Raw genomic sequence first — 22,056 nt, 5'->3', positions numbered from 1 at the left:
TTTCCCTTTTTACATGTTTTTTCATTCAAACGAACAAACTACGATAGAGGTGGATTTTGATGAAAATCAATAAATCAAGCATTGCTTGTCTCATCCTTCTAATCGTAATGTTCAATACACGGACAGCTAGTGGTGAAACATACCCGAACATACCGCCCCTTCCAAGCGAAAATCAAGAGGATATGCTACGGGAAATGTTCATTATTAAAAAAGAGCAGCTTCAAGAGTTTACAGAAAAAATAAAAAGCAACCCAGAACTTAGGATTTTGCAAACCTACGAAAAGGTGTTTACGGGATTTTCAATAGAAGGACCAGTGGACCAATTACAAGGTTTAAAAAAGAATCCTGCTGTGCTTCATTCCAGTCCAGTTGTCTCCTATGCATCACAAATCAAAGATAGTGTACCATTTATCGGGGGAGAAGAGGTAAGAGGTCTTTTTGACAGTGAAGATCATCGCTTAACAGGCAAAGGAGTAAAGGTAGCTGTTATTGATACAGGTATCGACTATCATCACCCTGATTTGTATAGAAATTATCGAGGTGGCTATGATGTTATTGATCAAGACAAAGATCCGATGGAAACGAAAGCGCACGATGGTAGTGAAACAATTCATGGTACACATGTAGCGGGTATTATCGCTGCGAATGGAAAAGTGAAAGGTGTAGCCCCAGAAGCAGAAATTATTGCATACAGAGCATTAGGTCCTGGTGGAATGGGAACATCTGATCAAGTAATCGCGGCAATCGACAAAGCCATTGCAGAAAAAGTTGATATTATTAATCTTTCCCTGGGCAATAATGTGAATGGTCCTGATTGGCCAACAAGCCTGGCACTTGATCATGCCGTTGAATCTGGCATTGTAGCTGTGACATCTAGTGGAAATTCCGGCCCAGATGTATGGACAGTGGGTTCACCCGGAACATCTGCTAAAGCAATAACCGTTGGTGCATCATCACCGCCTCTGCAGATTCCATTTTTAAAAGTTTCCGGACTTAAGCAGGCAATTCCTATGAATTCTTTGCAGGGTGCTTTACCTTGGGAGTTACATAGCCTAGACACAATTGTGTTTGGTGGTATCGGTACAGAAAGCGATCTAAATGATGAGGTGCGGGGGAAGATTGTGCTCATGGAAAGAGGGGAAATAACCTTTACTGAAAAAGTGTTACATGCACAGCAGCATGGAGCAAAAGCCGTTATCATTTACAACAATGTAAAGGGGAATTTCGCAGGCTCCCTTCAAATTCCAATTGATATTCCTGCAGTCAGCATTTCGAAGAAAGATGGACTGGCACTTATAAAACAATTAGAAAAACATGCGAGTGTCCGCACAATCTATCAAAAGGAAGAAGATAAACTAGCGAATTTTAGCTCAAGAGGACCTGTGACAAATACGTGGGAAATAAAACCCGATGTTGTTGCACCTGGGGTGGCAATCGATAGCACTGTTCCAGATGGCTATTTAGCCCTGCATGGGACAAGTATGGCAGCGCCGCATGTTGCAGGGGCATGTGCCCTCATCAAACAAGCTCACCCAGATTGGACCCCTGCGCAAATAAAGGCAGCGCTGATGAATACGGCGAAACAATTAGAAAACAAACAGCATGAAAAGCTTAAGCCGAACGAACAAGGTGCAGGGAGAATTTCTGTTAAAGCTGCAGTTGAAGCAGAAGTTCTTGCCTATCCAGGTTCACTTGCCTTTGGCCAATTCGAAACCTCCCATCCGCGTACAAAGAAAGAGGAAGTTCTGACAATTGAAAATCATTCGAAGCGTGAACAAACCATTTTTTTCAATACACCAAAAAATGAACCCGGTATTCAGTGGCAGCTGCCAGGTAAGGTCACAATCAAACAAGGGGGAACAGAAAAAATAACCATTGGTATCGATGTAACACCAAATCGTATAAAACCAGGAATCCATCAAGGGTGGCTTGTTTTAGAGCAATCGACCAAGAAGATTGAGCTTCCATATTTATATGTAGTCGATGAACCGGATTATCCGAGAGTAATGGGCTTTGAATTGGCTTATGGTGATCAACCGGATACTTACAAGTATCAATTATATTTACCTGGTGGTGCTGATGAGATGGGAATCGCGCTTTATGATCCAGATTCTTTGACCTTTGTGGAATTTTTAGATTGGGAAAGAGATGTCCCAAGGGGAATTGTGGAAAAAGAGATTAAGAAAGAGTCGTTAAAAAACAAAACAGGCTTATATAAGGCAATTATTTTCGCGAAAAAAGGCGGGCGGGAAGATCATATAGAAGTTGATGTTTTACTTGGTGAATAGTTAACTGTCTTAATAAAATCAAGGGTTATTTGGGGGTAAATGTGAACGATTTGTGATGAATTAAGTTGTTTGTGAAATTAATAACTTAAATCAGATTGACAATTACTTTTCTACTATTGTATGCTAAACAAGGGCGATTTGGTAAGGTTTTCAAAACCGCCAAAAACGTGTTATTTACCCTCTTTTTCCTTTATAAATCAAGTAGCGAGGAATTGATTTATAGAATGCGACAAAAACAACGCCATCCATTACAAGCGATGGGCCTCATGTCAGCCATTATTTCCCACTTAGTAGGCTCTATATTACTAGGCGTTTTTGCTGGACAATGGATTGATAGCTTTCTACATACTAGGCCGGCATTCTTGATTGTTGGTTTACTGTTAGGACTTGCTGCTGGAATCTACGGTTTACTCAAGTTAGTCCACCACTTTTTCTCAGGAGATTGATCAATATATGTATGATATACACCTGATGTATCGCAGGTACAGATCGTATATATTCTATCTGCTTTCCATCTATGTCATTGGATGGGCGGCTACTGAATATCAGCCAGTTTTTCTCGGTCTTATTTTAGGTACGTCTGTAAGTCTTTATCATTTATGGGTAATGGTACGGAAAAACGTACAGTTTGGACGGGCATTACAAGAAAATAGGAAGATAAGGTCATTAGGGACAGCCTCTAGATTTGCAACGGCTGGTATTGCTACCTTAATTACTCTGAAGTTTCCAGAGATGTTTCACTTAGTAAGTCTAGTTATTGGAATAATGACAATTTACATTGTTATTATGATAGATTATGTCATTCAACAACTACGCGCGTAGTTTGGAAGAGAGGTGAAATCATTGGGTCATGAAGCTCCTATTAAAGAGTTTTTAGGTCTTACTTTTAATTTATCAAATGTTTTTATGATAACTATTGCTAGTGTTATCGTATTTATTATTGCAATGGTAGCTTCTAGAAATTTACAGATGAAACCAACTGGTAAGCAGAATTTCCTTGAATGGATAATTGATTTTGTTAAAGGCATTATTAATAGTTCAATGGATTGGCAAACCGGTGGGAGATTCCTTACATTAGGTATTACATTATTAATGTATATCTTTGTATCAAATATGCTAGGTTTACCATTTTCAATTGCATTAGGTCACACTTTATGGTGGAAATCGCCTACAGCGGATCCTGCTATTACACTTACACTAGCTGTAATGGTTGTTGTACTCACGCATTATTATGCTGTGAAAATGAAGGGTGTGTCTGAGTATGGTAAAGATTTCTTAAAACCATTCCCTGCACTTCTACCAATTAAAATCATTGAAGAATTTGCGAATACTTTAACACTTGGTCTTCGTCTTTACGGTAATATATATGCCGGTGAAATTCTTTTAGGTTTGTTAGCTGGACTAGCTACTAGTGGCTATGCTAACGGCTTTGCAAGCGGTATTCTAGGAACAATCGGAGCAGCAATTCCGATGCTTGTATGGCAAGGTTTTAGTATCTTTGTTGGTTCGATCCAAGCTTTTATTTTCGTTATGTTAACAATGGTTTATTTAGCACACAAAGTGAGTGCAGACCATTAATAATAAAACTTGTTCAAATCTATTGAACGATTTTACAAAAGAAAAAATAGTTTCAATATAATAAAGGAGGATTTTTTAAAATGAATTTAATCGCAGCTGCAATCGCAATTGGTTTATCAGCGCTAGGTGCTGGTATTGGTAATGGTCTTATTGTTTCTCGTACAGTAGAAGGTACTGCTCGTCAACCAGAATTACAAGGTAAATTACAAACATTAATGTTCATCGGTATCGCATTAGTTGAGGCCCTTCCGATCATTGGTGTAGTTATCGCGTTTATCGTTTTAGGCGGCGAATAATAACGGGATATTCCCTGATAAAAGTGGCGAAGATTGATTGAAATACCTTCTTCGCCATTGCTTTATGCCTTGTTATGATTATTTTTTAAAATGAACAACCATTTAATGAAAATTTTTCGATAGACCCATCATGGAAAACTTGAAGGGAGTGAAACCGAGCTATGTTAACATTTGATCTTGCACTAGGTGCGTCTACTGGCGGACTGAACACAGGTGATATTATATTCCAGCTTGTCATATTCTTAATTCTACTTGCATTATTAAAGAAATATGCATTAGGTCCGGTTATGAACATGATGAAGCAACGTGAAGAACACATTGCAAATGAGATTGCTAATTCGGAAGAAAGAAACAAAGAAGCACAAAAACTCGTTGAAGAGCAACGCGATCTTTTAAAACAAGCTCGTTTAGAGGCTCAAAGCTTAGTTGAAAATGCGAAAAAGCTTGGTGATCAACAAAAAGAAGAAATTATTCAAGCTGCACGTGCTGAAGCTGGCCGATTAAAAGATGGAGCTTTACAAGAAATTGAAAGAGAAAAAGAACAAGCTGTTGCAGCACTACGCGAACAAGTGGCATCTTTATCTGTTTTAATTGCATCTAAAGTAATCGAAAAAGAGTTGAACGAACAAGAGCAGGAGAAATTGATCAACGACTACATTAATGAGGTAGGAGAAGGTCGATGAGTAACGGTATTGTTGCAAAACGTTATGCAGTAGCTCTTTTTCAACTTGCAAAGGAACAAAACACAATTGCTCAATTTGAGAAAGAATTGAACATTGTAAAAGAAGTTTTTACAACAAATAAAGAATTGATCGATGTTCTTAAACATCCTAAAGTGACAAATGAAGCAAAGAAGACAATCATAAAAGAATCATTTGCCAGCCTGTCTCCGCAGGTGCTAAATACACTTTTACTCCTTGTTGAACGTCATCGTGTAGATATTGTAACAGAAGTAGTGAATCATTTCATACAGAGTGCTAATGAAGCAAGCGGTATAGAAGATGCAGTTGTATATTCTGTTCGTCCACTTACTGATGCGGAATTAACATCAATTTCTACTTCATTTGCAAAGAAAATTGGCAAGACTTCACTTCGATTACAAAACGTTGTGGATAAAGCGCTATTAGGCGGTTTAAAGCTTCGAATAGGCAATCGTATTTATGATGGAAGTATTAGCGGTAAGCTTGAACGTATAGAGCGACAATTAGTCGCGAATAGATTGTAGATAGGGGTGACACTCATGAGCATCAAAGCTGAAGAAATTAGTGCGCTGATCAAAAAGCAAATCGAAAATTATCAGTCTGATATAAAAGTTAGCGATGTCGGTACTGTAATCCAAGTTGGGGATGGTATCGCTCGTGCTCATGGCCTCGACAATGTCATGGCTGGAGAACTTTTAGAATTCTCAAACGGCGTTATGGGTATGGCTCAGAACCTTGAGGAAAATAACGTTGGTATTATTATTTTAGGACCATTCACAGAAATCCGTGAAGGTGACGAAGTTCGTCGTACAGGACGCATCATGGAGGTTCCTGTAGGTGAAGCATTAATCGGACGTGTAGTAAATTCATTAGGACAACCAGTTGATGGACTTGGTCCGATTGAAACAACAAAAACAAGACCGATTGAAAGTCCAGCACCTGGTGTTATGGATCGTAAATCAGTTCATGAACCACTTCAAACAGGTATTAAAGCGATTGACGCGCTTGTACCAATTGGACGCGGACAACGTGAGTTAATCATCGGTGACCGCCAAACTGGTAAAACTTCTGTAGCAATCGATACAATCTTGAATCAAAAAGATCAAGATATGGTTTGTATCTATGTTGCAATCGGTCAAAAAGAATCAACGGTTCGTGGTGTTGTTGAAACATTACGTAAGCATGGTGCATTAGATTACACAATCGTAGTAACGGCTTCTGCATCATCACCAGCTCCAATGTTATTCTTAGCTCCTTATGCTGGGGTAACAATGGGTGAAGAATTCATGTATAACGGCAAACATGTTCTTGTTGTATATGATGATCTTACTAAACAAGCTTCGGCATACCGTGAGCTTTCATTATTACTTCGCCGTCCTCCAGGTCGTGAAGCATACCCTGGTGACGTATTCTACTTGCATTCCCGTCTCTTAGAGCGAGCTGCAAAATTAAGTGATGCAAAAGGTGCAGGTTCATTAACTGCATTACCATTCATTGAGACACAAGCAGGTGACGTTTCAGCTTATATCCCAACAAACGTTATCTCAATCACTGATGGACAAATCTTCCTTCAGTCTGACCTCTTCTTCTCTGGCGTACGTCCAGCGATTAATGCAGGTTTATCTGTATCTCGTGTTGGTGGTTCAGCACAAATTAAAGCGATGAAGAAGGTTGCTGGTACATTACGTCTAGATCTTGCTTCTTATCGTGAACTTGAATCATTTGCTCAATTCGGTTCTGACCTTGATAAAGCAACACAAGCGAAACTTAACCGTGGTGCTCGTACTGTTGAAGTACTGAAACAAGGATTAAACAAACCATTAAAAGTTGAAAAACAGGTTATGATCCTATATGCATTAACAAAAGGGTTCTTAGATGATATCCCTGTAGTTGATATCACTCGTTTTGAAGATGAATTCCATGCATATACAGAACAAAATAACAAAGCACTTCTTGAAGAAATTCGTACAACTGGCGGACTTCCAAAAGATGAAGAAATGGTAGCAGCAATTGAAGCGTTCAAAAAGACGTTTGCTGTATCTGAATAATAAATAATTGTGCAAAGGTGAAGGCTTTCTAATGCTTTCACCGAGCATGTTTAAGTAGAGAATAATCGAAGGTGGTGAGAACCTTTGGCATCATTACGTGACATAAAAAACAGAATTAATTCAACGAAAAAGACTAGTCAAATTACAAAAGCAATGGAAATGGTATCTGCTTCGAAGAAAAACCGTGCAGAAGCAACTGCGAAGGCATTTGTTCCTTACATGGAAAAAATTCAAGAGGTTGTTGCCAGCATTGCAAATGGTAGTTCTGATGCAAGTCATCCAATGCTAGTAAGCAGACCTGTTAAACGTACTGCCTATTTAGTGATAACATCTGACCGTGGTTTAGCAGGAGCCTTTAACAGTAATGTTATCCGTGCTGCGTACCAAGCGATTCAAAAGCGACATAAATCGAATGATGAATTTGTTGTGATTGCAATTGGTAGAATGGGCCGCGACTTTTTCAAAAAACGTGATATGAACGTAATTTCAGAAATCATTGGTATGGGTGATGATTTATCATTCTCAATGATTAAGGATATTGCAAGTAATGCAGTGAACATGTTCGCTGATGAAGCGTTTGATGAATTATATATGTATTACAATCACTTCGTAAGTGCAATACAACAAGAAGTTACTGAGAAGAAGCTTCTTCCGTTAACGAATATTTCTTCTGGTAAGCAAATAACATCATATGAATTTGAGCCAGAACAAGAAGAAATTTTAAAAGTGTTGCTGCCACAGTATGCTGAAAGTCTCATCTATGGAGCATTGCTTGATAGTAAGGCTTCTGAGCATTCGGCACGTATGCAAGCGATGAAAAACGCAACCGATAATGCAAAAGAGTTAATAAATGGACTTACTTTAACATACAACCGTGCACGTCAAGCTGCGATTACACAAGAAATCACAGAAATCGTTGGCGGAGCTGCGGCGTTAGAATAGGTTTTTTAACAAGTCTAAGTAACGGTCTTTACTTAGTATTAGTGTCTAGCTGCAGCGCCTAGACCCAAAAGTCTAAGTCAATCAGGAAATGAAGGCAAAGAACACCTTCTTTTCCTGCTCGTCTTATGCATGTGGGGTATTTAGCAAGGCGCTTACGCATTTCAGATAGGAGGGAAAACGAGATGAATAAAGGACGCATTACTCAAATTATGGGTCCGGTTGTTGACGTAAAGTTCGAAAGCGGTCAATTACCAGACATTTATAATGCCCTTACAATTAAAACCGATGCTACTGAAACTCAAGTCGGTATTGAATTAACGTTAGAAGTTGCCCTACATTTAGGTGACGATACTGTACGTACAGTTGCAATGTCTTCTACTGACGGTCTTGTTCGTGGAACAGAAGTAACTGATACAGGTGCACCAATCTCTGTACCTGTTGGTGATGTGACATTAGGTCGTGTATTTAACGTATTAGGAGAAAACATTGACTTAGATGAGCCAATCGCTGCAGGAGCTCGTCGTGATCCAATTCACAGAGAAGCACCTAAATTTGATCAACTTTCAACTGAAGTTGAAATTTTAGAAACAGGAATCAAAGTAGTAGACTTACTTGCACCATATATTAAAGGTGGTAAGATCGGTCTCTTCGGTGGTGCCGGTGTAGGTAAAACGGTTTTAATCCAGGAGTTAATCAATAACATCGCACAGGAGCACGGTGGTATTTCTGTATTCGCAGGTGTTGGTGAGCGTACTCGTGAAGGTAATGACCTTTACCATGAGATGACTGACTCTGGCGTTATTAAGAAAACAGCAATGGTATTCGGGCAAATGAATGAGCCGCCTGGTGCACGTATGCGTGTTGCCTTAACAGGTCTTACAATGGCTGAATATTTCCGTGATGATCAAGGACAGGACGTACTTTTCTTCATGGATAATATCTTCCGTTTCACACAAGCAGGTTCAGAGGTTTCTGCCCTACTTGGACGTATGCCATCTGCTGTTGGTTACCAACCAACATTAGCAACAGAAATGGGTCAGCTACAAGAGCGTATCACTTCTACTAATGTAGGTTCTGTTACATCTATTCAAGCAATTTACGTTCCAGCCGATGACTATACGGATCCGGCTCCAGCAACTACATTTGCTCACTTAGATGCAACAACAAACCTAGAGCGTAAATTATCTGAAATGGGTATTTACCCTGCGGTGGATCCTCTTGCTTCAACTTCACGTGCCTTATCACCTGAAATCGTTGGAGAAGAGCACTACAATGTAGCTCGTCAAGTACAACAAACTTTACAACGTTACAGAGAGCTTCAAGATATCATTGCAATCCTTGGTATGGATGAGTTAAACGATGAAGACAAGCTTACAGTTGCTCGTGCTCGTCGTATTCAATTCTTCTTATCTCAAAACTTCCACGTTGCAGAACAATTTACTGGCCAAGCTGGTTCATATGTTCCTGTTAAAGAAACAGTACGTGGTTTCAAAGAGATTCTTGAAGGTAAGTACGATCACCTTCCAGAAGATGCGTTCCGCTTAGTTGGTCGTATCGAAGAAGTAATCGAAAGTGCAAAACAAATGGGCGTAGAAGCCTAATATTGGGACCTAGGAGGGTATGAGTATGAAGACAGTATTAGTCAATGTCGTTACTCCCGATGGCCCAGTTTACGATGCAGACGTAGAAATGGTGAGTGTAAAAGCTCAAAGTGGTGAGCTTGGTATTTTGCCAGGTCATATTCCTATGGTTGCTCCATTGCAAATTGGAGCAGTTCGCCTTAAGAAAGGGAGCAGCACTGAACTTGTTGCAGTTAGCGGCGGCTTTATCGAAGTACGACCTGACAAAGTGACGATTTTAGCACAAGCAGCTGAATTAGCAGAGTCAATTGATGTGGTTCGTGCAGAAGAAGCAAAAAAACGTGCTGAACAACGTCTAAATCAAAAAACAGACGATATCGATTTTAAACGTGCTGAATTAGCACTTCGTCGTGCAATCAACCGTTTAAATGTAACGAAATAAATCACAAAAAAAGGATGGATCATTAGCTTCCATCCTTTTTTATTTTTAAAGTACTTAGAGGTTATATAACCGGAAACTGTCTCTTTATACTCCTTTTATCGATAACATGATTACATTAATATGTATTGAGCTTTAAAGGCCTCTGTTGGCTTTTTTAAGGGTTTTAATCGATATCCCTACACCTAACCATACCCACAACTCTAGAAGCCTCTAAACGACCTGTAGATGATATTCATCCCAATATATGTAAGATGATGAAAGGTAAGTAAACATGTTGGAACTGTAAAATATAACCTTCAAACAATAAATTTTTGTTAAAACTGAAAATTAATCATGTTACAGTCATTTTTTTATATAATGTTCAAGGGTATAGATCATCATCCATTAATTGGATATTTTGGCGAATTTATTTATTACATTATAGGTAAAAATGAGCTTGTATTTTTGCAAAAATGTTGTATGATTTAAGTTGCTTTGTGTCTTTAGTAAAGCAAAATGGAGGGATGTACGAATGCCCGACTACAGCCAGATCGCTCTTATTAGTATGGTTGTAAATCTTGCCTTTATGATTGTTACCTGGTGGGCTTTACAAGCATTCAACATTGAAAAATTGATTAAACCGGGCAAAGTAATACAAGCGAGATTGCTTTTAATCTTATTAACAATCGCAATTGGTTCTATGGTTAGTAGTTTTTTCCTTGATTATTTTTTATGGTCTCAACAGCTTCCTATGTTATTTTAACTAAAAAAATATCGCTAAATCTGTGTATTACCTGGTTTATAGGTCTTTTGATTGGGTAATAAAACTACATAAACAAAAAGAAAGTCTAATATTGACGACTATTTCCACGTATGACTACCTCTAATCCGGTAACAATGTTACTAAGGAGAGGAAGTGGTCGAAAATGAGAAAAAAAGAAATAGCAATTTTAGCCTTTACTATGTTTATCATTATTACGTTAGTGTCGAATCATATAGGAGCCGCAGGGATCGATTCCAACATTTCCCGCATAGCTGATGGGATGAAACAACAAGGCATACAAATTGATGAATGGTCTTTATACGCTAAAAAAAATGTCGATCGAAAATCAATCAATGAAGTGAAACAAATGGCGGGTCAATATCGCGGGTTCAAATGGACGTTTGAAGAAGACGGTGAAGTGTTTAAGGCGATCGGTTACTTTGAGAATAAAAAAGAAAAAATAACCGAGAAACTACAAATTTTAACGACCCTCACAAACGATTATTCACAATCGTATATCCTTTATGGTGTTAAAGGAGTAGGTGAGCACTCAAGCTGGAAAACAGCGGATGAATATTTTGGCAAGAGATCTTTCGACATTTTTCAAGAAAATGTAACAAGTTTCGCTTGTGTGAGTGGAGTAATTGATGATAAGATCAATCTTAGTTTGGTCCAAAAATCAAAACAATTATTAAAAGAATTTCAAGCAAATCCGGTCGAAAATTTACAGGAACAAGATTTTCTTTCGGTATCAGCAAAAACCCCATTATGGGAAGATTTTATACCAACAAACAACAATGAAATGAACATACAAATTGCATTAAGAACGGACGGAATGGGCGACAAAACTACAGTTGTAATAGGAACACCAATCATTACGTCTGAATATTAATATAGAGAAATTGGGACGCGGAGGGGAATACTTTGGAAAAAATCATCGTCCGCGGCGGTCGTAAGTTAAACGGTACTGTCAAAGTTGAGGGAGCAAAAAATGCCGTTTTACCTGTTATCGCTGCATCTTTGTTAGCAAGTGAAGAAAAAAGTATTATCAGTGATGTACCTACGCTCTCCGATGTGTATACAATTAATGAAGTTCTGCGACATTTAGGCGCAGATGTCCATTTTGAAAATAATCAAGTGATTGTAGATGCATCAAAAGAGCTAACAACAGAAGCACCATTTGAATATGTAAGAAAAATGCGTGCCTCAGTTTTAGTAATGGGCGCACTTTTAGCACGTAATGGTCGTGCACGTGTGGCATTGCCAGGCGGTTGTGCAATAGGTTCTAGACCAATTGACCAGCATTTAAAAGGTTTTGAAGCAATGGGAGCTACAATTAAAGTTGGTAACGGCTTTATTGAAGCAGAAGTAAACGGAAGATTGAAAGGTGCTAAGATTTACCTTGATTTCCCAAGTGTTGGCGCAACTGAAAACATCATTATGGCCGCTTCTCTTGCTGAAGGAACTACTATCATAGAAAACGTCGCAAAAGAGCCTGAAATTGTGGATTTAGCTAACTACATTAATGCAATGGGTGGAATTATCCGCGGTGCGGGTACAGGAACGATCCGCATTGAAGGAGTTGCCTATTTAAAAGGTGCACATCATACAATCATTCCTGACCGTATTGAAGCAGGTACATTTATGGTTGCTGCTGCTATTACTGGTGGAAATGTTTTAGTTCAAGGTGCAGTACCTGAACATTTATCATCACTTGTTGCAAAGATGGAAGAAATGGGAGTTACAATAATCGAAGAAAAAGATGGCTTGCGAGTAATTGGACCAGACAAATTAAAACCAATTGACATCAAAACAATGCCACATCCTGGTTTTCCTACAGATATGCAATCACAAATGATGGCCTTGCTTTTACAAGCTGAGGGAACAAGTATGATTACAGAAACAGTCTTCGAAAATCGCTTCATGCATGTTGAAGAATTCCGTCGCATGAATGGAGATATTAAAATTGAAGGTCGTTCTGTCATTATCAATGGCCCTATGGACTTGCAAGGCGCAGAAGTTGCAGCAACAGATTTACGTGCTGGTGCAGCTCTAATCCTTGCTGGCTTACGTGCTGAAGGTCATACACGTGTAACAGAATTAAAACATCTCGATAGAGGCTACGTAAACTTCCACACAAAACTTGCTGGAATCGGTGCTGACATTGAACGCGTCAACGAAGAAATAACAATTAAATCTGAACAGCAAGCTGCTGTATCAGAGTAAATATGCCTTCAATAAAAGAAGTAGTAGTCACCTGTGGCAGCTGCTTCTTTTATTTTTGCCTTTTTTCGGATTATTCTTTGTAACATATCAGCCAATTCTTTGCATATATTGGCCGATTTAACCGAATTTATTGTCCATTCTCCATATTCTCTTAAAAGAATAATTAAAGTATATGTATGTAACAGGACTTTACTAGAATACCTATAATAGTAGAAGTTTATACATAAAAAAATGAAAAAATTCTAAGCTCTACAAATACTTTCACTGCTTGTTCAATCTACATAAAATAATCGATTGTCTACGTTTTTTCAGTCATAATTGCTTGTCCACGCCCATAAGATGAACTATAGATATTCCACTCAACCTATTCAATTGGAGGCCTTAAACATGAAACCAATTAAGCCAGTTCTCTTTGCACTTGGAGCGTTATTTTTCATTATCCTGTTAATTCCCACTCTGTTAGTTGCACCATTTATGGATCAATCAAAAGGGAAATTAGGTGAGGAACTTTCTGTTGCTAAAAGTGATGCACCTGTTTTAGCAGAATCACCTGTCGCTGTCCCTGTATATAGAAGCCAAACAAAGGAAATTGAGAACATCCCATTAGAAGAGTATGTCATTGGAGTCGTTGCATCCGAAATGCCAGCTGAATTTGCGTCAGAAGCTTTAAAAGCACAGGCCCTTGCCGCTAGAACGTATATCACAAAACAATTAATGAATGATCAAGCATTAGGCGTACCAAAAGGATCCATTGTGTCAGATACGCAAATGCATCAAGTTTATAAGAACCCTGAGGAGCTAAAAAAGCTGTGGGGGAACGGGTATACTGAAAAAATGAGCAAGATTACAGAAGCTGTTGCTGCAACACAAGGCAAAATTCTTACATATGATAACCAGCCAATCGAGGCTCAATTCTTTTCGACAAGTAATGGCTATACTGAGAATTCTGAAGCATATTGGAAAGAATCCATTCCATATTTAAAAAGTGTAGCAAGCACATGGGATGAAAAATCTCCTAAATTTTACGATCAAATGGTTATTTCCATTCAAGATTTTGAGAACAAATTGGGGGTTAACATAAACGATAATGGATCAGTCGGAAAAATAACGGAGTTGACACCTGGAAAGCGAGTTGCGAAAGTTGAGGTTGGCGGGAAAGAGTTTACCGGTAGAGAAATACGAGAAAAACTAGGATTAAGATCATCCGACTTTACATGGGAAATGAAGGGCGACTCTGTCGTCATCGAAACAAAAGGATTTGGACACGGCGTCGGGATGAGCCAATATGGGGCAAACTTTATGGCTGAGGACGGGAAATCCTATTCAGAGATCGTTTCTTATTATTATAATGGTACAAAGATATCTGAAGCAGAGCCATTTTTATCGAAATATACAGCGAACAAATAAAGTTGAGATTACCTGCTATTAGTGGAGAGATTTATCTCCCACTGCGAGACATATCGAATATTGTACTGGCAGTTACCCCCACATTGGCTTCTTTGTGTTCTATAATGTGGGGGATCTGTTAATGCAGGATAAAAGGGGCTTATGAGCTCCTTTTATTTTTTTTGAAAAACTTTCGCTTTGCAATCCAATATGAAACGGCAACCCCAATTGTATCTTTAACAAAATCAATCACTGTTGCCGTTCGATATGGTACGAAGGATTGGTGTATTTCGTCTGTAAGGCCATATAGTATTGCGAAGACCCCTGCTAGTATGCTTGCTCTCTCACTCCATTTATGATGTGCCATAAACGCAATGGCAATTAACCAATAAAGAATGGCAAATTCAATTAAATGCAACGATTCCTTCAATAAGGCATCAAAGGAAAATGGAGTTTTAACGAAGGCATCTGCTGGATTGCTCGATAAAAACCAAATAAGCGCCATATATATGAGAGGAAGAATGGTAAGGATGAATTTTTTCACGGAAGAACTCCTTTAAAAAAATTTTTCAAAACAATACATATTATTATAAACAAAGCACATACTAAATTTAAAAAAATTTTTTTAAAGATGTGTATATAATTCAGATAATCTGTTCAGACTGATTGCTGAGGTGATGATACAATGAGAGAGGAAGAAAAGAAACGTACTTCTCAAAATTCAAAAATTCAACAATTTTTTAGAAAACGTTGGGTATTTCCGGCAATTTACCTAATGAGTGCAGCAGTTATCCTTACAGCAGTATTATGGTATCAAAGCATTAGCAACAATGTTGCAGAGGATTTAAATACTTCTGAAGAAGATGCAATGAATGATCCAGAAGCAGTTGAAGTAAATGCATTAAAAGAAAACGTAGCAATGCCTGCTTTAGATCCAGATGCAGTGAATGTTGTCAAAAAGTTCTATGATCCAAATGCGTCAACAGAAGATCAAGAAGCAGCACTAGTATTCTATGACAATTCGTATCGTATGAACAAAGGGATCGACATTGCGAAAGAAGATCAAACAGAATTTGATGTTGTTGCATCATTAAGTGGAACAGTAACAAAAGCTGAAAAAGATCCAATCTTAGGATATGTTGTAGAAATTGAGCATGAAAACGATCTTGTGACTGTTTACCAATCATTAGCTGAAGCAAGTGTACAAGCTGGTGATAAAGTTGAACAAAAGGAATTAATTGGTAAAGCTGGTAAAAACCTTTTCAATGAAGAGGATGGCATTCACGTACATTTTGAAATCCGTCAAAATGGAACAGCAATTAACCCTCTAACATTTATGGATAAGCCGGTAACATCCATTGAAGAGGCTACACAAGAAGAAGCAGCAAATGAGGAAATGATCCAAGAAGAAGCTGAAACAAGCGAAGAAGCACCGAAAGAAGATGCTGAAGCACCAAAAGAAGACACTGGTTCAGAAACTGAAGAATCTCCAGAAGCAGAAAAAGATGCTGAAAAGGGAGAAACTGAAGGTGCAGAACAATCTAGCGAGCCTGAAGCTTCAAATCAATCATTGAATTCATAAGGATAAAACAGATACGAGGCTGAACTCACATTTGTGAGAGCAGCCTCGATTTTTTTGTTTGGCTTTTTTTAAGAGATTGCGGCTTTTAAAACGAAACCTATTTAAGGTTGATTGGAGCAGATTGCGAGACTCCTGCTTAGAAATGCGGAAGCGCCTGTTTAGCCTAGGGCAAATAAGACGCTCTTGAATAGAAGACGTTTTTTGTCTTCAATTCAAGAGTGGCTTATGACATCGAGGGCTAGGCGCTGGAGCAAGACAAGGGAGCAGCGGAACAGGTGAGTCTCATGCAGGCGTATACGCCGAGGAGGCTCACCGCCCGCCCCGCGGTCATCGTGCATCTGCAGCGGAAATCAACCCACTACTTGGTAAATAGCAACAAAGTTTGCGAAAACAGCCTTTTATTGAAACGGGTACCATGCACATCCATCCTCACACAACTCGACAAATTTCTCGGGAAATATTGATCATCCCACATCAATCCATCATATAAAAAACCCCTCAAAAAGCAGTCATATTTCTTGAAATTCACATAAAAATAAAAAAAAATTAAGAAATCCCTTGTCCCTCTTGACATTTCGTGCATATTCCCTAACCCAAGCTAATAAAATGTTACAAACCTATCAAAGAGAGTGTTTGAGGTGAGGGATCGTGAGTGTACATTATATACGCAGTAATGGAGGCATCATACGATCATCTAAGAGAGAGTCAGCCAAGTCTTGGTATGCGAGTCTCATTTCACACTTCTCACATCCATATTAGGGAGGTCGAGTGGTGTGCACGATTACATCAAAGAACGCACAATCAAGATTGGGAAGTATATCGTGGAGACAAAGAAAACAGTTCGCGTCATTGCGAAGGAATTTGGAGTTTCCAAAAGTACCGTCCATAAAGATTTAACGGAGAGGCTACCTGAAATTAATCCTGATCTTGCGAATGAAGTAAAGGAGATACTTGATTATCATAAATCAATAAGGCATCTTCGTGGTGGGGAAGCAACAAAGCTTAAGTATAAGAAGGACGAGATTTTAGAAGAACAGCCAGTAAAATAAAAAAACTATCTATTTCGATGTAAATCGACAAATTCCTACAAAAGCCAGTTAATTTATTTTACAAAATCATACTATTTTTTTGATTTTATGCTAAAATATAAAATTAGGGCAGTAATTCTGGGAATGAAGATTTGCAAGGAGGATATAGATAGAATGTTTGCGAGGGATATTGGTATAGATCTAGGTACGGCAAATGTACTGATTCATGTTAAGGGAAAAGGTATTGTGCTAAACGAGCCATCTGTTGTTGCGTTAGACAAGAATACAGGAAAGGTTCTTGCGGTTGGCGAAGAAGCTAGACGAATGGTAGGACGTACTCCTGGGAATATTGTTGCAATTCGCCCTCTTAAAGATGGGGTAATTGCAGACTTTGAAGTAACAGAAGCGATGTTAAAGCACTTTATTAACAAGTTAAATGTAAAAGGTTTGTTTTCAAAGCCGCGCATGCTGATTTGTTGTCCAACTAATATTACTTCAGTTGAGCAAAAGGCAATTAGAGAAGCAGCTGAAAAAAGCGGCGGAAAAAACGTATTTCTTGAGGAAGAACCAAAAGTAGCAGCGATTGGTGCTGGTATGGACATCTTCCAACCATATGGAAATATGGTAGTTGATATTGGCGGTGGAACGACGGATATCGCAGTGTTATCAATGGGCGATATTGTCACCGCCTCTTCAATTAAAATGGCTGGGGACAAATTTGACCTGGAAATTTTAAACTACATTAAACGTGAGTACAAGCTCCTAATCGGTGAACGTACAGCTGAAGACATCAAAATAAATGTTGCAACGGTATTCCCAGGCGGACGTTATGAAGAAATCGACATTCGCGGCCGCGATATGGTAACAGGTCTACCTCGCACAATTACAGTGAATTCTAACGAAGTGGAAGAAGCACTTCGTGAATCAGTTGCTGCTATCGTACAAGCCGCTAAAAGTGTGTTAGAACGTACTCCTCCAGAGCTTTCTGCAGATATCATTGATCGCGGCGTTATCCTAACAGGTGGCGGAGCCCTTATTAATGGCTTAGATCAACTTTTAGCTGATGAACTAAAAGTACCAGTCTTAGTTGCAGAAGCACCAATGGATTGTGTAGCGATTGGAACAGGAATTATGTTAGACAACATGGATCGTCTTCCACGTCATAAAAAACTTATCTAATAAACTATACGAAGAAGAGTCTCATTTTTGGGGCTCTTTTTCCATTTTTCAGAAAGAATTAAAAATCTAACATACTTTTCCTGAAAAAATGTAATGAGAAAACGATTATACTCATTTATAATAAATAATAGGGGATTCTGTCGAAAGAATTCAGATTGTGCGGAAAAACATGAATAAGTGGGTGAAATGATGTTAAGAGGATTATATACGGCTACAGCAGGAATGCTAACACAACAAAAACGAACAGAGATGCTTTCAAATAATATTGCCAACGCAAATACTCCCGGCTATAAAGCAGACCAGGCAACAATTCGTGCGTTTCCAGAGATGCTGTTAAGCAAAATGGAAAATGGTAAGGTATCTAAAACGGTTGGAACCTTAAATACGGGCGTTTATTTGCAAGAGCTTACTAGTTCAAACCAGCAAGGTGAACTAAGAGAAACGGGATTAATGAGTGATGTAGCACTTATTGAACGTAATGTCCCGATTCACCAAGAAACAAATGTAAAAGGAGCGCTCTTTTTTGCTGTTGAAAACGGAGCAGGTGAAGAGCGTTATACTCGAAATGGCCATTTCACTCTTGATGAAAATGGAACATTGCTTTCTGAAGGAAATCCAATGTTATCAACAACTGGTCAGCCGATTACGATTGCATCGAGCAATTATCAAATTTCAGATGATGGCGATATTTTTGCAGATGGAGAGTTTATTGCGCAAATTGATGTCCGCTTTGAGGATGATGTCCGTAATATCGTAAAAGAAGGAAATGGCTTGTATCGAGCAGTCGATGGTCAGGCAATCCCTTCTGCAACGAATAATGGAGCAGTTGGGTACAGCTTAAAACAAAAATACGTTGAAAACTCTACAGTAGATGTTGGACGTTCATATACAGATATGATGACAGCATATCGTTCATTTGAAGCAAATCAAAAAGTATTGCAAGCATATGATAAAAGTATGGATAAGGCCGTGAACGAAATTGGCCGCTTATAATAGGGGGAACAGAATATGTTACGCTCAATGATTACAGCGACTAATACAATGGGCCAGCTTCAAAAACAACTTGATACAATTGGCCATAATTTAGCCAATATTGATACACAAGGTTATAAGCGAACAGAAACAACCTTTTCAGAGCTAGTTCGTCAAGCATTCAACAACGGAACAAGTGAACGTGATGAAACTGGACGTTTTGGAGAATTAGGAATCCGACAAGGAACAGGTGCAAAGCTTGGTAAAAGTCTCGTTTTTTCTCAAGGCAGCTTAAAACAAACGGGCAGAGCATTGGATCTTGCATTTACTGAACCAAATCAGTTTTTACAAATGAATGTGAATGGGGAAACACAGTATACAAGAGATGGTGCCTTGTATTTATCTCCAACACCAGATGGAAGTAACCGATTGATGCTTGCGACAGCGGAAGGTCATTCTGTCTTTGATGAAAATCAAAATCCGATTATTTTTGATGATACATTCAAAGAACTGCAGATATCAAATGACGGGACCATTACAGCTGTTCCGAAAAACGATGCTGATCAACCGCAAATTTATGGGTTAGGTGTTGTACAATTTGACCGCCCTGAATTACTTGTCCAAAATGGAAATAACCGTTACAGCCTTACTGATGCAGGTGCAGCACAAATCACCTACTTAGATGGAGCAAATCGCGGTGAAGTTTCAATTCAGCAAGGCTCACTTGAAATGTCAAATGTTGATTTATCAAAGGAAATGACCGATTTATTAATCTCACAGCGTTCTTATCAAATGAACGCAAAATCCGTTTCGATGGGTGACCAGATGTTGGGATTAATAAATGGTGTAAGATAGGGGCTTAGACGATTGGATGCAAAACAAACATCGAAGGCAGCTACTCGAGAAGATGTAAAAAAAGCCAAAAAGGAAAACAATGAACAAGAAAAAACAACCATGAGGATTCGAGTCCGCTTAATACCAATATGGGCTAGAGTCCTGCTTGTTCTGTTTTTTATGGTCGTTAGTACGATTGTTGGGATTGTTGTTGGGTACGGCGTTATCGGCAGCGGCAATCCAGCAGACGCATTTGATAAATCAACATGGCAGCATATAATAGATTTAGTTGAAAAAGAATAAATCATGAGGGAAGGTGAAAACCTTCCCTTTGTCGTATATAATTAGAAAAGCGGAAGCACTTTGACTTCCAGGCAGTTACCATTAATACGTTCATTACTGAAAAAAAGGAGTTCATACATATGTTAGATATCCAACAAATTAAAGACATCATTCCACATCGTTACCCATTCTTATTAGTTGATCGAGTTTTAGAGGTAGAGGAAGGCAAACGTGCAGTTGGCATTAAAAATGTGTCAGCGAACGAAGAGTTTTTTAACGGTCATTTCCCAGAATATCCTGTTATGCCTGGTGTGTTAATTGTAGAAGCACTAGCACAGGTCGGTGCCGTTGCGATGCTCAAAAAAGAAGAAAACCGCGGCCGGCTGGCCTTTTTCGCAGGAATTGACAGCTGCCGTTTTAAAAGACAAGTTGTCCCAGGTGATCAATTACGCCTTGAGGTTGAAATTATCCGCTTAAGAGGCTCACTTGGTAAAGGAAAAGCAACCGCAACTGTTGATGGCGAAATCGCTTGTGAAGCAGAAATTATGTTTGCTTTGGGCGATAAGAAAGATGAAGTATAAAAAAGGAGACAAATTGACCCGTCTAGGTCGTTTGTCTCTTTTTTTGTTGAGGATGTTTTAGGCTATAAAAAAATGTCTAAATAGTAAAAGATGGTGAATAATGCCTACATAGTCGGGCAACATATACAAAGATCTATGCCAAAATATATGGCCCACATTGAAAGGAGCAATAATTATGACTAAAAAATGGCTTTTAACATTGTCTGGTTCTCTATTAGCAGCAATGATCGTAACAGGCTGTGCAGATGACGGAGATCCTGCACCACAAGAAGAAACAGATGACCAACTACCGGACGAAAACGGTGGATCACCAGTAGATGAAAACCTAGATGAAAACATGGACCCTCAAGGAACGGAAGAGGGTACTGAAGAAGGAAACGAAAACGATGAGTTAATGGAAGAAGAAGGAACAGAGGACCCTGAAAACGGTAAGACAGAAGAAGGGAATAACGCTGGAACGGAAGAGGGCGACATGACCCCTGATGAAGAACCTAAAGAATAATTGATATGATAGAGAAGCGGCTAACCTTGGTTAGTCGTTTTTAGTGGTGGAAAAGTTGGAAGGGGTCATTTCTTTTAAGAAGTGGTTCAAAATCAAACAGGAAAGATGTTCAATAAAATGAAAAGCAGGTTCATTCCCCGTGAAAAATGGTTCAATATTAAGCGTTCAATCCAATTCTCCAAAACACTTTCCCAAAAATTAAAACCCAGATTTTCAATAAATCATTCATAAGTATGATCCTAATACGAATATGATGATGTAGAAGACGACAAGACTTTTTTGTCCTTAATTTTTAGAAAAATAAGTGGACACCATTACCATAATAAAAAAGAGGTGTGATATAGGTGAAAGATATGAACATTCCTCATGAACAGCAAGCAGCATTCACCAGAATGAAGGCGTATCAACCGTTTCATAGCCGTTTTGACCCTTGCCGACCAATTGGATTGAAATTCTATTCTACGCCTCCAAATTTATATATGGGATTCCAGCCGCCTAACCTTCAACAGTTTTCGCCTAGGGTGGCATTGCGAAAAGGGACTCTCTGGCCGGCATTATATGATCCCTATAGGAATCCTTATGAAGGTAAAGGAGGGAGATAGCTGTGAAGCAATTACCTGATGAATATTATCAGCTGCTTGAGGAAATTCAAGCCACTGATTTTGTCCTTGTTGAGTTAACACTTTATTTGGATACACACCCAAATGACGTCCAAGCGCTCCAGCAATTTAACCAATTTGCTATGTACAGCAAGCAGCTCAAACAATCATTTGAATCAAAGTTCGGCATGCTCCAGCAATATGGAAACAGCTTTGCAGATGCAAATTGGAGCTGGGGAACGGCTCCATGGCCTTGGGAAGTGTAATG

26 protein-coding genes are annotated in these 22,056 nt (G+C 38.8%); 25 read left to right on the top strand and 1 reads right to left on the bottom strand.

What is annotated here, in order from left to right:
- Positions 1–59 precede the first annotated feature (59 nt).
- The 15 genes from GMB29_RS27545 (at position 60) to spoIID (ending at position 14,250) form a co-directional block, all read left to right on the top strand.
- The gene (locus tag GMB29_RS27545; RefSeq protein ID WP_136357145.1) at positions 60–2,288 is read left to right on the top strand and encodes a S8 family serine peptidase; all 2,229 of its coding nucleotides are present in this window, start codon (positions 60–62) and stop codon (positions 2,286–2,288) included.
- 224 nt (positions 2,289–2,512) lie between these two features.
- Complete coding sequence (locus tag GMB29_RS25600; protein ID WP_136357143.1) at positions 2,513–2,734, top strand: AtpZ/AtpI family protein; 222 nt, start codon at positions 2,513–2,515, stop codon at positions 2,732–2,734.
- 7 nt (positions 2,735–2,741) lie between these two features.
- Complete coding sequence (locus GMB29_RS25595) at positions 2,742–3,110, top strand: ATP synthase subunit I (RefSeq protein WP_136357140.1); 369 nt, start codon at positions 2,742–2,744, stop codon at positions 3,108–3,110.
- 21 nt (positions 3,111–3,131) lie between these two features.
- A complete protein-coding gene (atpB, locus tag GMB29_RS25590; protein WP_136357138.1) occupies positions 3,132–3,866 on the top strand; it encodes a F0F1 ATP synthase subunit A in 735 nt (244 codons plus the stop codon).
- An 80-nt stretch (positions 3,867–3,946) separates the two neighbouring features.
- On the top strand, positions 3,947–4,162 hold the full coding sequence (gene atpE, locus GMB29_RS25585) for a F0F1 ATP synthase subunit C (RefSeq protein WP_136357136.1): 216 nt from the start codon (positions 3,947–3,949) through the stop codon (positions 4,160–4,162).
- Positions 4,163–4,323: 161 nt separating this feature from the next.
- Positions 4,324–4,845, top strand: coding sequence for a F0F1 ATP synthase subunit B (gene atpF / locus GMB29_RS25580; protein WP_136357134.1), 522 nt, complete (start codon positions 4,324–4,326; stop codon positions 4,843–4,845).
- Positions 4,842–5,387 carry a F0F1 ATP synthase subunit delta gene (locus GMB29_RS25575; RefSeq protein WP_136357132.1) on the top strand — a complete coding sequence of 182 codons (546 nt, stop codon included), beginning with the start codon at positions 4,842–4,844 and terminating at the stop codon, positions 5,385–5,387. Before atpF ends, GMB29_RS25575 begins: the two co-directional genes overlap by 4 nt.
- 15 nt (positions 5,388–5,402) lie before the next feature.
- Positions 5,403–6,911 carry a F0F1 ATP synthase subunit alpha gene (gene atpA, locus GMB29_RS25570; protein ID WP_136357130.1) on the top strand — a complete coding sequence of 503 codons (1,509 nt, stop codon included), beginning with the start codon at positions 5,403–5,405 and terminating at the stop codon, positions 6,909–6,911.
- An 84-nt stretch (positions 6,912–6,995) separates the two neighbouring features.
- A complete protein-coding gene (atpG, locus tag GMB29_RS25565; RefSeq protein WP_136357128.1) occupies positions 6,996–7,853 on the top strand; it encodes an ATP synthase F1 subunit gamma in 858 nt (285 codons plus the stop codon).
- A 182-nt stretch (positions 7,854–8,035) separates the two neighbouring features.
- On the top strand, positions 8,036–9,454 hold the full coding sequence (atpD, locus tag GMB29_RS25560) for a F0F1 ATP synthase subunit beta (RefSeq protein ID WP_136357126.1): 1,419 nt from the start codon (positions 8,036–8,038) through the stop codon (positions 9,452–9,454).
- 25 nt (positions 9,455–9,479) lie between these two features.
- On the top strand, positions 9,480–9,875 hold the full coding sequence (locus tag GMB29_RS25555) for a F0F1 ATP synthase subunit epsilon (protein ID WP_136357124.1): 396 nt from the start codon (positions 9,480–9,482) through the stop codon (positions 9,873–9,875).
- A gap of 511 nt (positions 9,876–10,386) precedes the next feature.
- Positions 10,387–10,617: a DUF1146 family protein gene (locus GMB29_RS25550; protein ID WP_136357122.1), complete on the top strand. Its 231-nt coding sequence runs from the start codon at positions 10,387–10,389 to the stop codon at positions 10,615–10,617.
- A gap of 163 nt (positions 10,618–10,780) precedes the next feature.
- On the top strand, positions 10,781–11,509 hold the full coding sequence (locus GMB29_RS25545; RefSeq protein WP_136357120.1) for a YwmB family TATA-box binding protein: 729 nt from the start codon (positions 10,781–10,783) through the stop codon (positions 11,507–11,509).
- A 32-nt stretch (positions 11,510–11,541) separates the two neighbouring features.
- On the top strand, positions 11,542–12,843 hold the full coding sequence (gene murA / locus GMB29_RS25540) for a UDP-N-acetylglucosamine 1-carboxyvinyltransferase (protein ID WP_136357118.1): 1,302 nt from the start codon (positions 11,542–11,544) through the stop codon (positions 12,841–12,843).
- Positions 12,844–13,239: 396 nt separating this feature from the next.
- On the top strand, positions 13,240–14,250 hold the full coding sequence (gene spoIID / locus GMB29_RS25535) for a stage II sporulation protein D (protein ID WP_264766613.1): 1,011 nt from the start codon (positions 13,240–13,242) through the stop codon (positions 14,248–14,250).
- 139 nt (positions 14,251–14,389) lie between these two features.
- Here spoIID and GMB29_RS25530 read toward each other — a convergent pair whose 3' ends face one another.
- The gene (locus GMB29_RS25530) at positions 14,390–14,773 is read right to left on the bottom strand and encodes a VanZ family protein (protein ID WP_227551433.1); all 384 of its coding nucleotides are present in this window, start codon (positions 14,771–14,773) and stop codon (positions 14,390–14,392) included.
- A 141-nt stretch (positions 14,774–14,914) separates the two neighbouring features.
- Here GMB29_RS25530 and GMB29_RS25525 point away from each other — a divergent pair, with 141 nt between their 5' ends.
- The 10 genes from GMB29_RS25525 to GMB29_RS25480 all read left to right on the top strand — a co-directional run bounded on the left by GMB29_RS25525 (position 14,915) and on the right by GMB29_RS25480 (position 22,054).
- Complete coding sequence (locus GMB29_RS25525) at positions 14,915–15,811, top strand: stage II sporulation protein SpoIIQ (RefSeq protein ID WP_136357115.1); 897 nt, start codon at positions 14,915–14,917, stop codon at positions 15,809–15,811.
- A 773-nt stretch (positions 15,812–16,584) separates the two neighbouring features.
- Positions 16,585–16,860 (top strand): sporulation transcriptional regulator SpoIIID, encoded by a 276-nt coding sequence (spoIIID, locus tag GMB29_RS25520; RefSeq protein WP_046588600.1) that lies wholly within the window; start codon positions 16,585–16,587, stop codon positions 16,858–16,860.
- Positions 16,861–17,013: 153 nt separating this feature from the next.
- Positions 17,014–18,018 carry a rod shape-determining protein gene (gene mreB / locus GMB29_RS25515; RefSeq protein ID WP_136357113.1) on the top strand — a complete coding sequence of 335 codons (1,005 nt, stop codon included), beginning with the start codon at positions 17,014–17,016 and terminating at the stop codon, positions 18,016–18,018.
- A 189-nt stretch (positions 18,019–18,207) separates the two neighbouring features.
- Entirely contained in the window at positions 18,208–19,011 is an 804-nt protein-coding gene (locus tag GMB29_RS25510; RefSeq protein WP_136357111.1) for a flagellar hook-basal body protein, read from the top strand.
- 15 nt (positions 19,012–19,026) lie between these two features.
- On the top strand, positions 19,027–19,845 hold the full coding sequence (locus tag GMB29_RS25505) for a flagellar hook-basal body protein (RefSeq protein WP_136357109.1): 819 nt from the start codon (positions 19,027–19,029) through the stop codon (positions 19,843–19,845).
- Positions 19,846–19,857: 12 nt separating this feature from the next.
- Entirely contained in the window at positions 19,858–20,127 is a 270-nt protein-coding gene (locus GMB29_RS25500; RefSeq protein WP_227551432.1) for a DNA-directed RNA polymerase subunit beta, read from the top strand.
- 119 nt (positions 20,128–20,246) lie between these two features.
- Positions 20,247–20,687: a 3-hydroxyacyl-ACP dehydratase FabZ gene (gene fabZ / locus GMB29_RS25495; RefSeq protein ID WP_136357107.1), complete on the top strand. Its 441-nt coding sequence runs from the start codon at positions 20,247–20,249 to the stop codon at positions 20,685–20,687.
- Positions 20,688–20,862: 175 nt separating this feature from the next.
- On the top strand, positions 20,863–21,189 hold the full coding sequence (locus GMB29_RS25490; RefSeq protein ID WP_136357105.1) for a hypothetical protein: 327 nt from the start codon (positions 20,863–20,865) through the stop codon (positions 21,187–21,189).
- 353 nt (positions 21,190–21,542) lie between these two features.
- On the top strand, positions 21,543–21,791 hold the full coding sequence (locus tag GMB29_RS25485) for a spore coat associated protein CotJA (protein ID WP_136357248.1): 249 nt from the start codon (positions 21,543–21,545) through the stop codon (positions 21,789–21,791).
- Positions 21,792–21,793: 2 nt separating this feature from the next.
- Positions 21,794–22,054 carry a spore coat protein CotJB gene (locus GMB29_RS25480; protein ID WP_136357103.1) on the top strand — a complete coding sequence of 87 codons (261 nt, stop codon included), beginning with the start codon at positions 21,794–21,796 and terminating at the stop codon, positions 22,052–22,054.
- The last annotated feature ends 2 nt before the right edge of the window (positions 22,055–22,056 follow it).

Source organism: Metabacillus sediminilitoris (assembly GCF_009720625.1).
GTDB lineage: Bacteria > Bacillota > Bacilli > Bacillales > Bacillaceae > Metabacillus > Metabacillus sediminilitoris.
This window is presented reverse-complemented; position numbering and strand designations above follow the sequence as displayed.

Bases quoted from the DNA above. Each gene is read 5' to 3' on its own strand.
- GMB29_RS27545 (WP_136357145.1), top strand. From the start codon at position 60: ATGAAAATCAATAAATCAAGCATTGCTTGTCTCATCCTTCTAATCGTA.
- GMB29_RS25600 (WP_136357143.1), top strand. From the start codon at position 2,513: ATGCGACAAAAACAACGCCATCCATTACAAGCGATGGGCCTCATGTCA.
- GMB29_RS25595 (WP_136357140.1), top strand. From the start codon at position 2,742: ATGTATGATATACACCTGATGTATCGCAGGTACAGATCGTATATATTC.
- atpE (WP_136357136.1), top strand. From the start codon at position 3,947: ATGAATTTAATCGCAGCTGCAATCGCAATTGGTTTATCAGCGCTAGGT.
- atpF (WP_136357134.1), top strand. From the start codon at position 4,324: ATGTTAACATTTGATCTTGCACTAGGTGCGTCTACTGGCGGACTGAAC.
- GMB29_RS25575 (WP_136357132.1), top strand. From the start codon at position 4,842: ATGAGTAACGGTATTGTTGCAAAACGTTATGCAGTAGCTCTTTTTCAA.
- atpA (WP_136357130.1), top strand. From the start codon at position 5,403: ATGAGCATCAAAGCTGAAGAAATTAGTGCGCTGATCAAAAAGCAAATC.
- atpD (WP_136357126.1), top strand. From the start codon at position 8,036: ATGAATAAAGGACGCATTACTCAAATTATGGGTCCGGTTGTTGACGTA.
- GMB29_RS25555 (WP_136357124.1), top strand. From the start codon at position 9,480: ATGAAGACAGTATTAGTCAATGTCGTTACTCCCGATGGCCCAGTTTAC.
- GMB29_RS25550 (WP_136357122.1), top strand. From the start codon at position 10,387: ATGCCCGACTACAGCCAGATCGCTCTTATTAGTATGGTTGTAAATCTT.
- GMB29_RS25545 (WP_136357120.1), top strand. From the start codon at position 10,781: ATGAGAAAAAAAGAAATAGCAATTTTAGCCTTTACTATGTTTATCATT.
- GMB29_RS25525 (WP_136357115.1), top strand. From the start codon at position 14,915: ATGAGAGAGGAAGAAAAGAAACGTACTTCTCAAAATTCAAAAATTCAA.
- mreB (WP_136357113.1), top strand. From the start codon at position 17,014: ATGTTTGCGAGGGATATTGGTATAGATCTAGGTACGGCAAATGTACTG.
- GMB29_RS25510 (WP_136357111.1), top strand. From the start codon at position 18,208: ATGTTAAGAGGATTATATACGGCTACAGCAGGAATGCTAACACAACAA.
- GMB29_RS25505 (WP_136357109.1), top strand. From the start codon at position 19,027: ATGTTACGCTCAATGATTACAGCGACTAATACAATGGGCCAGCTTCAA.
- fabZ (WP_136357107.1), top strand. From the start codon at position 20,247: ATGTTAGATATCCAACAAATTAAAGACATCATTCCACATCGTTACCCA.
- GMB29_RS25490 (WP_136357105.1), top strand. From the start codon at position 20,863: ATGACTAAAAAATGGCTTTTAACATTGTCTGGTTCTCTATTAGCAGCA.
- GMB29_RS25485 (WP_136357248.1), top strand. From the start codon at position 21,543: ATGAACATTCCTCATGAACAGCAAGCAGCATTCACCAGAATGAAGGCG.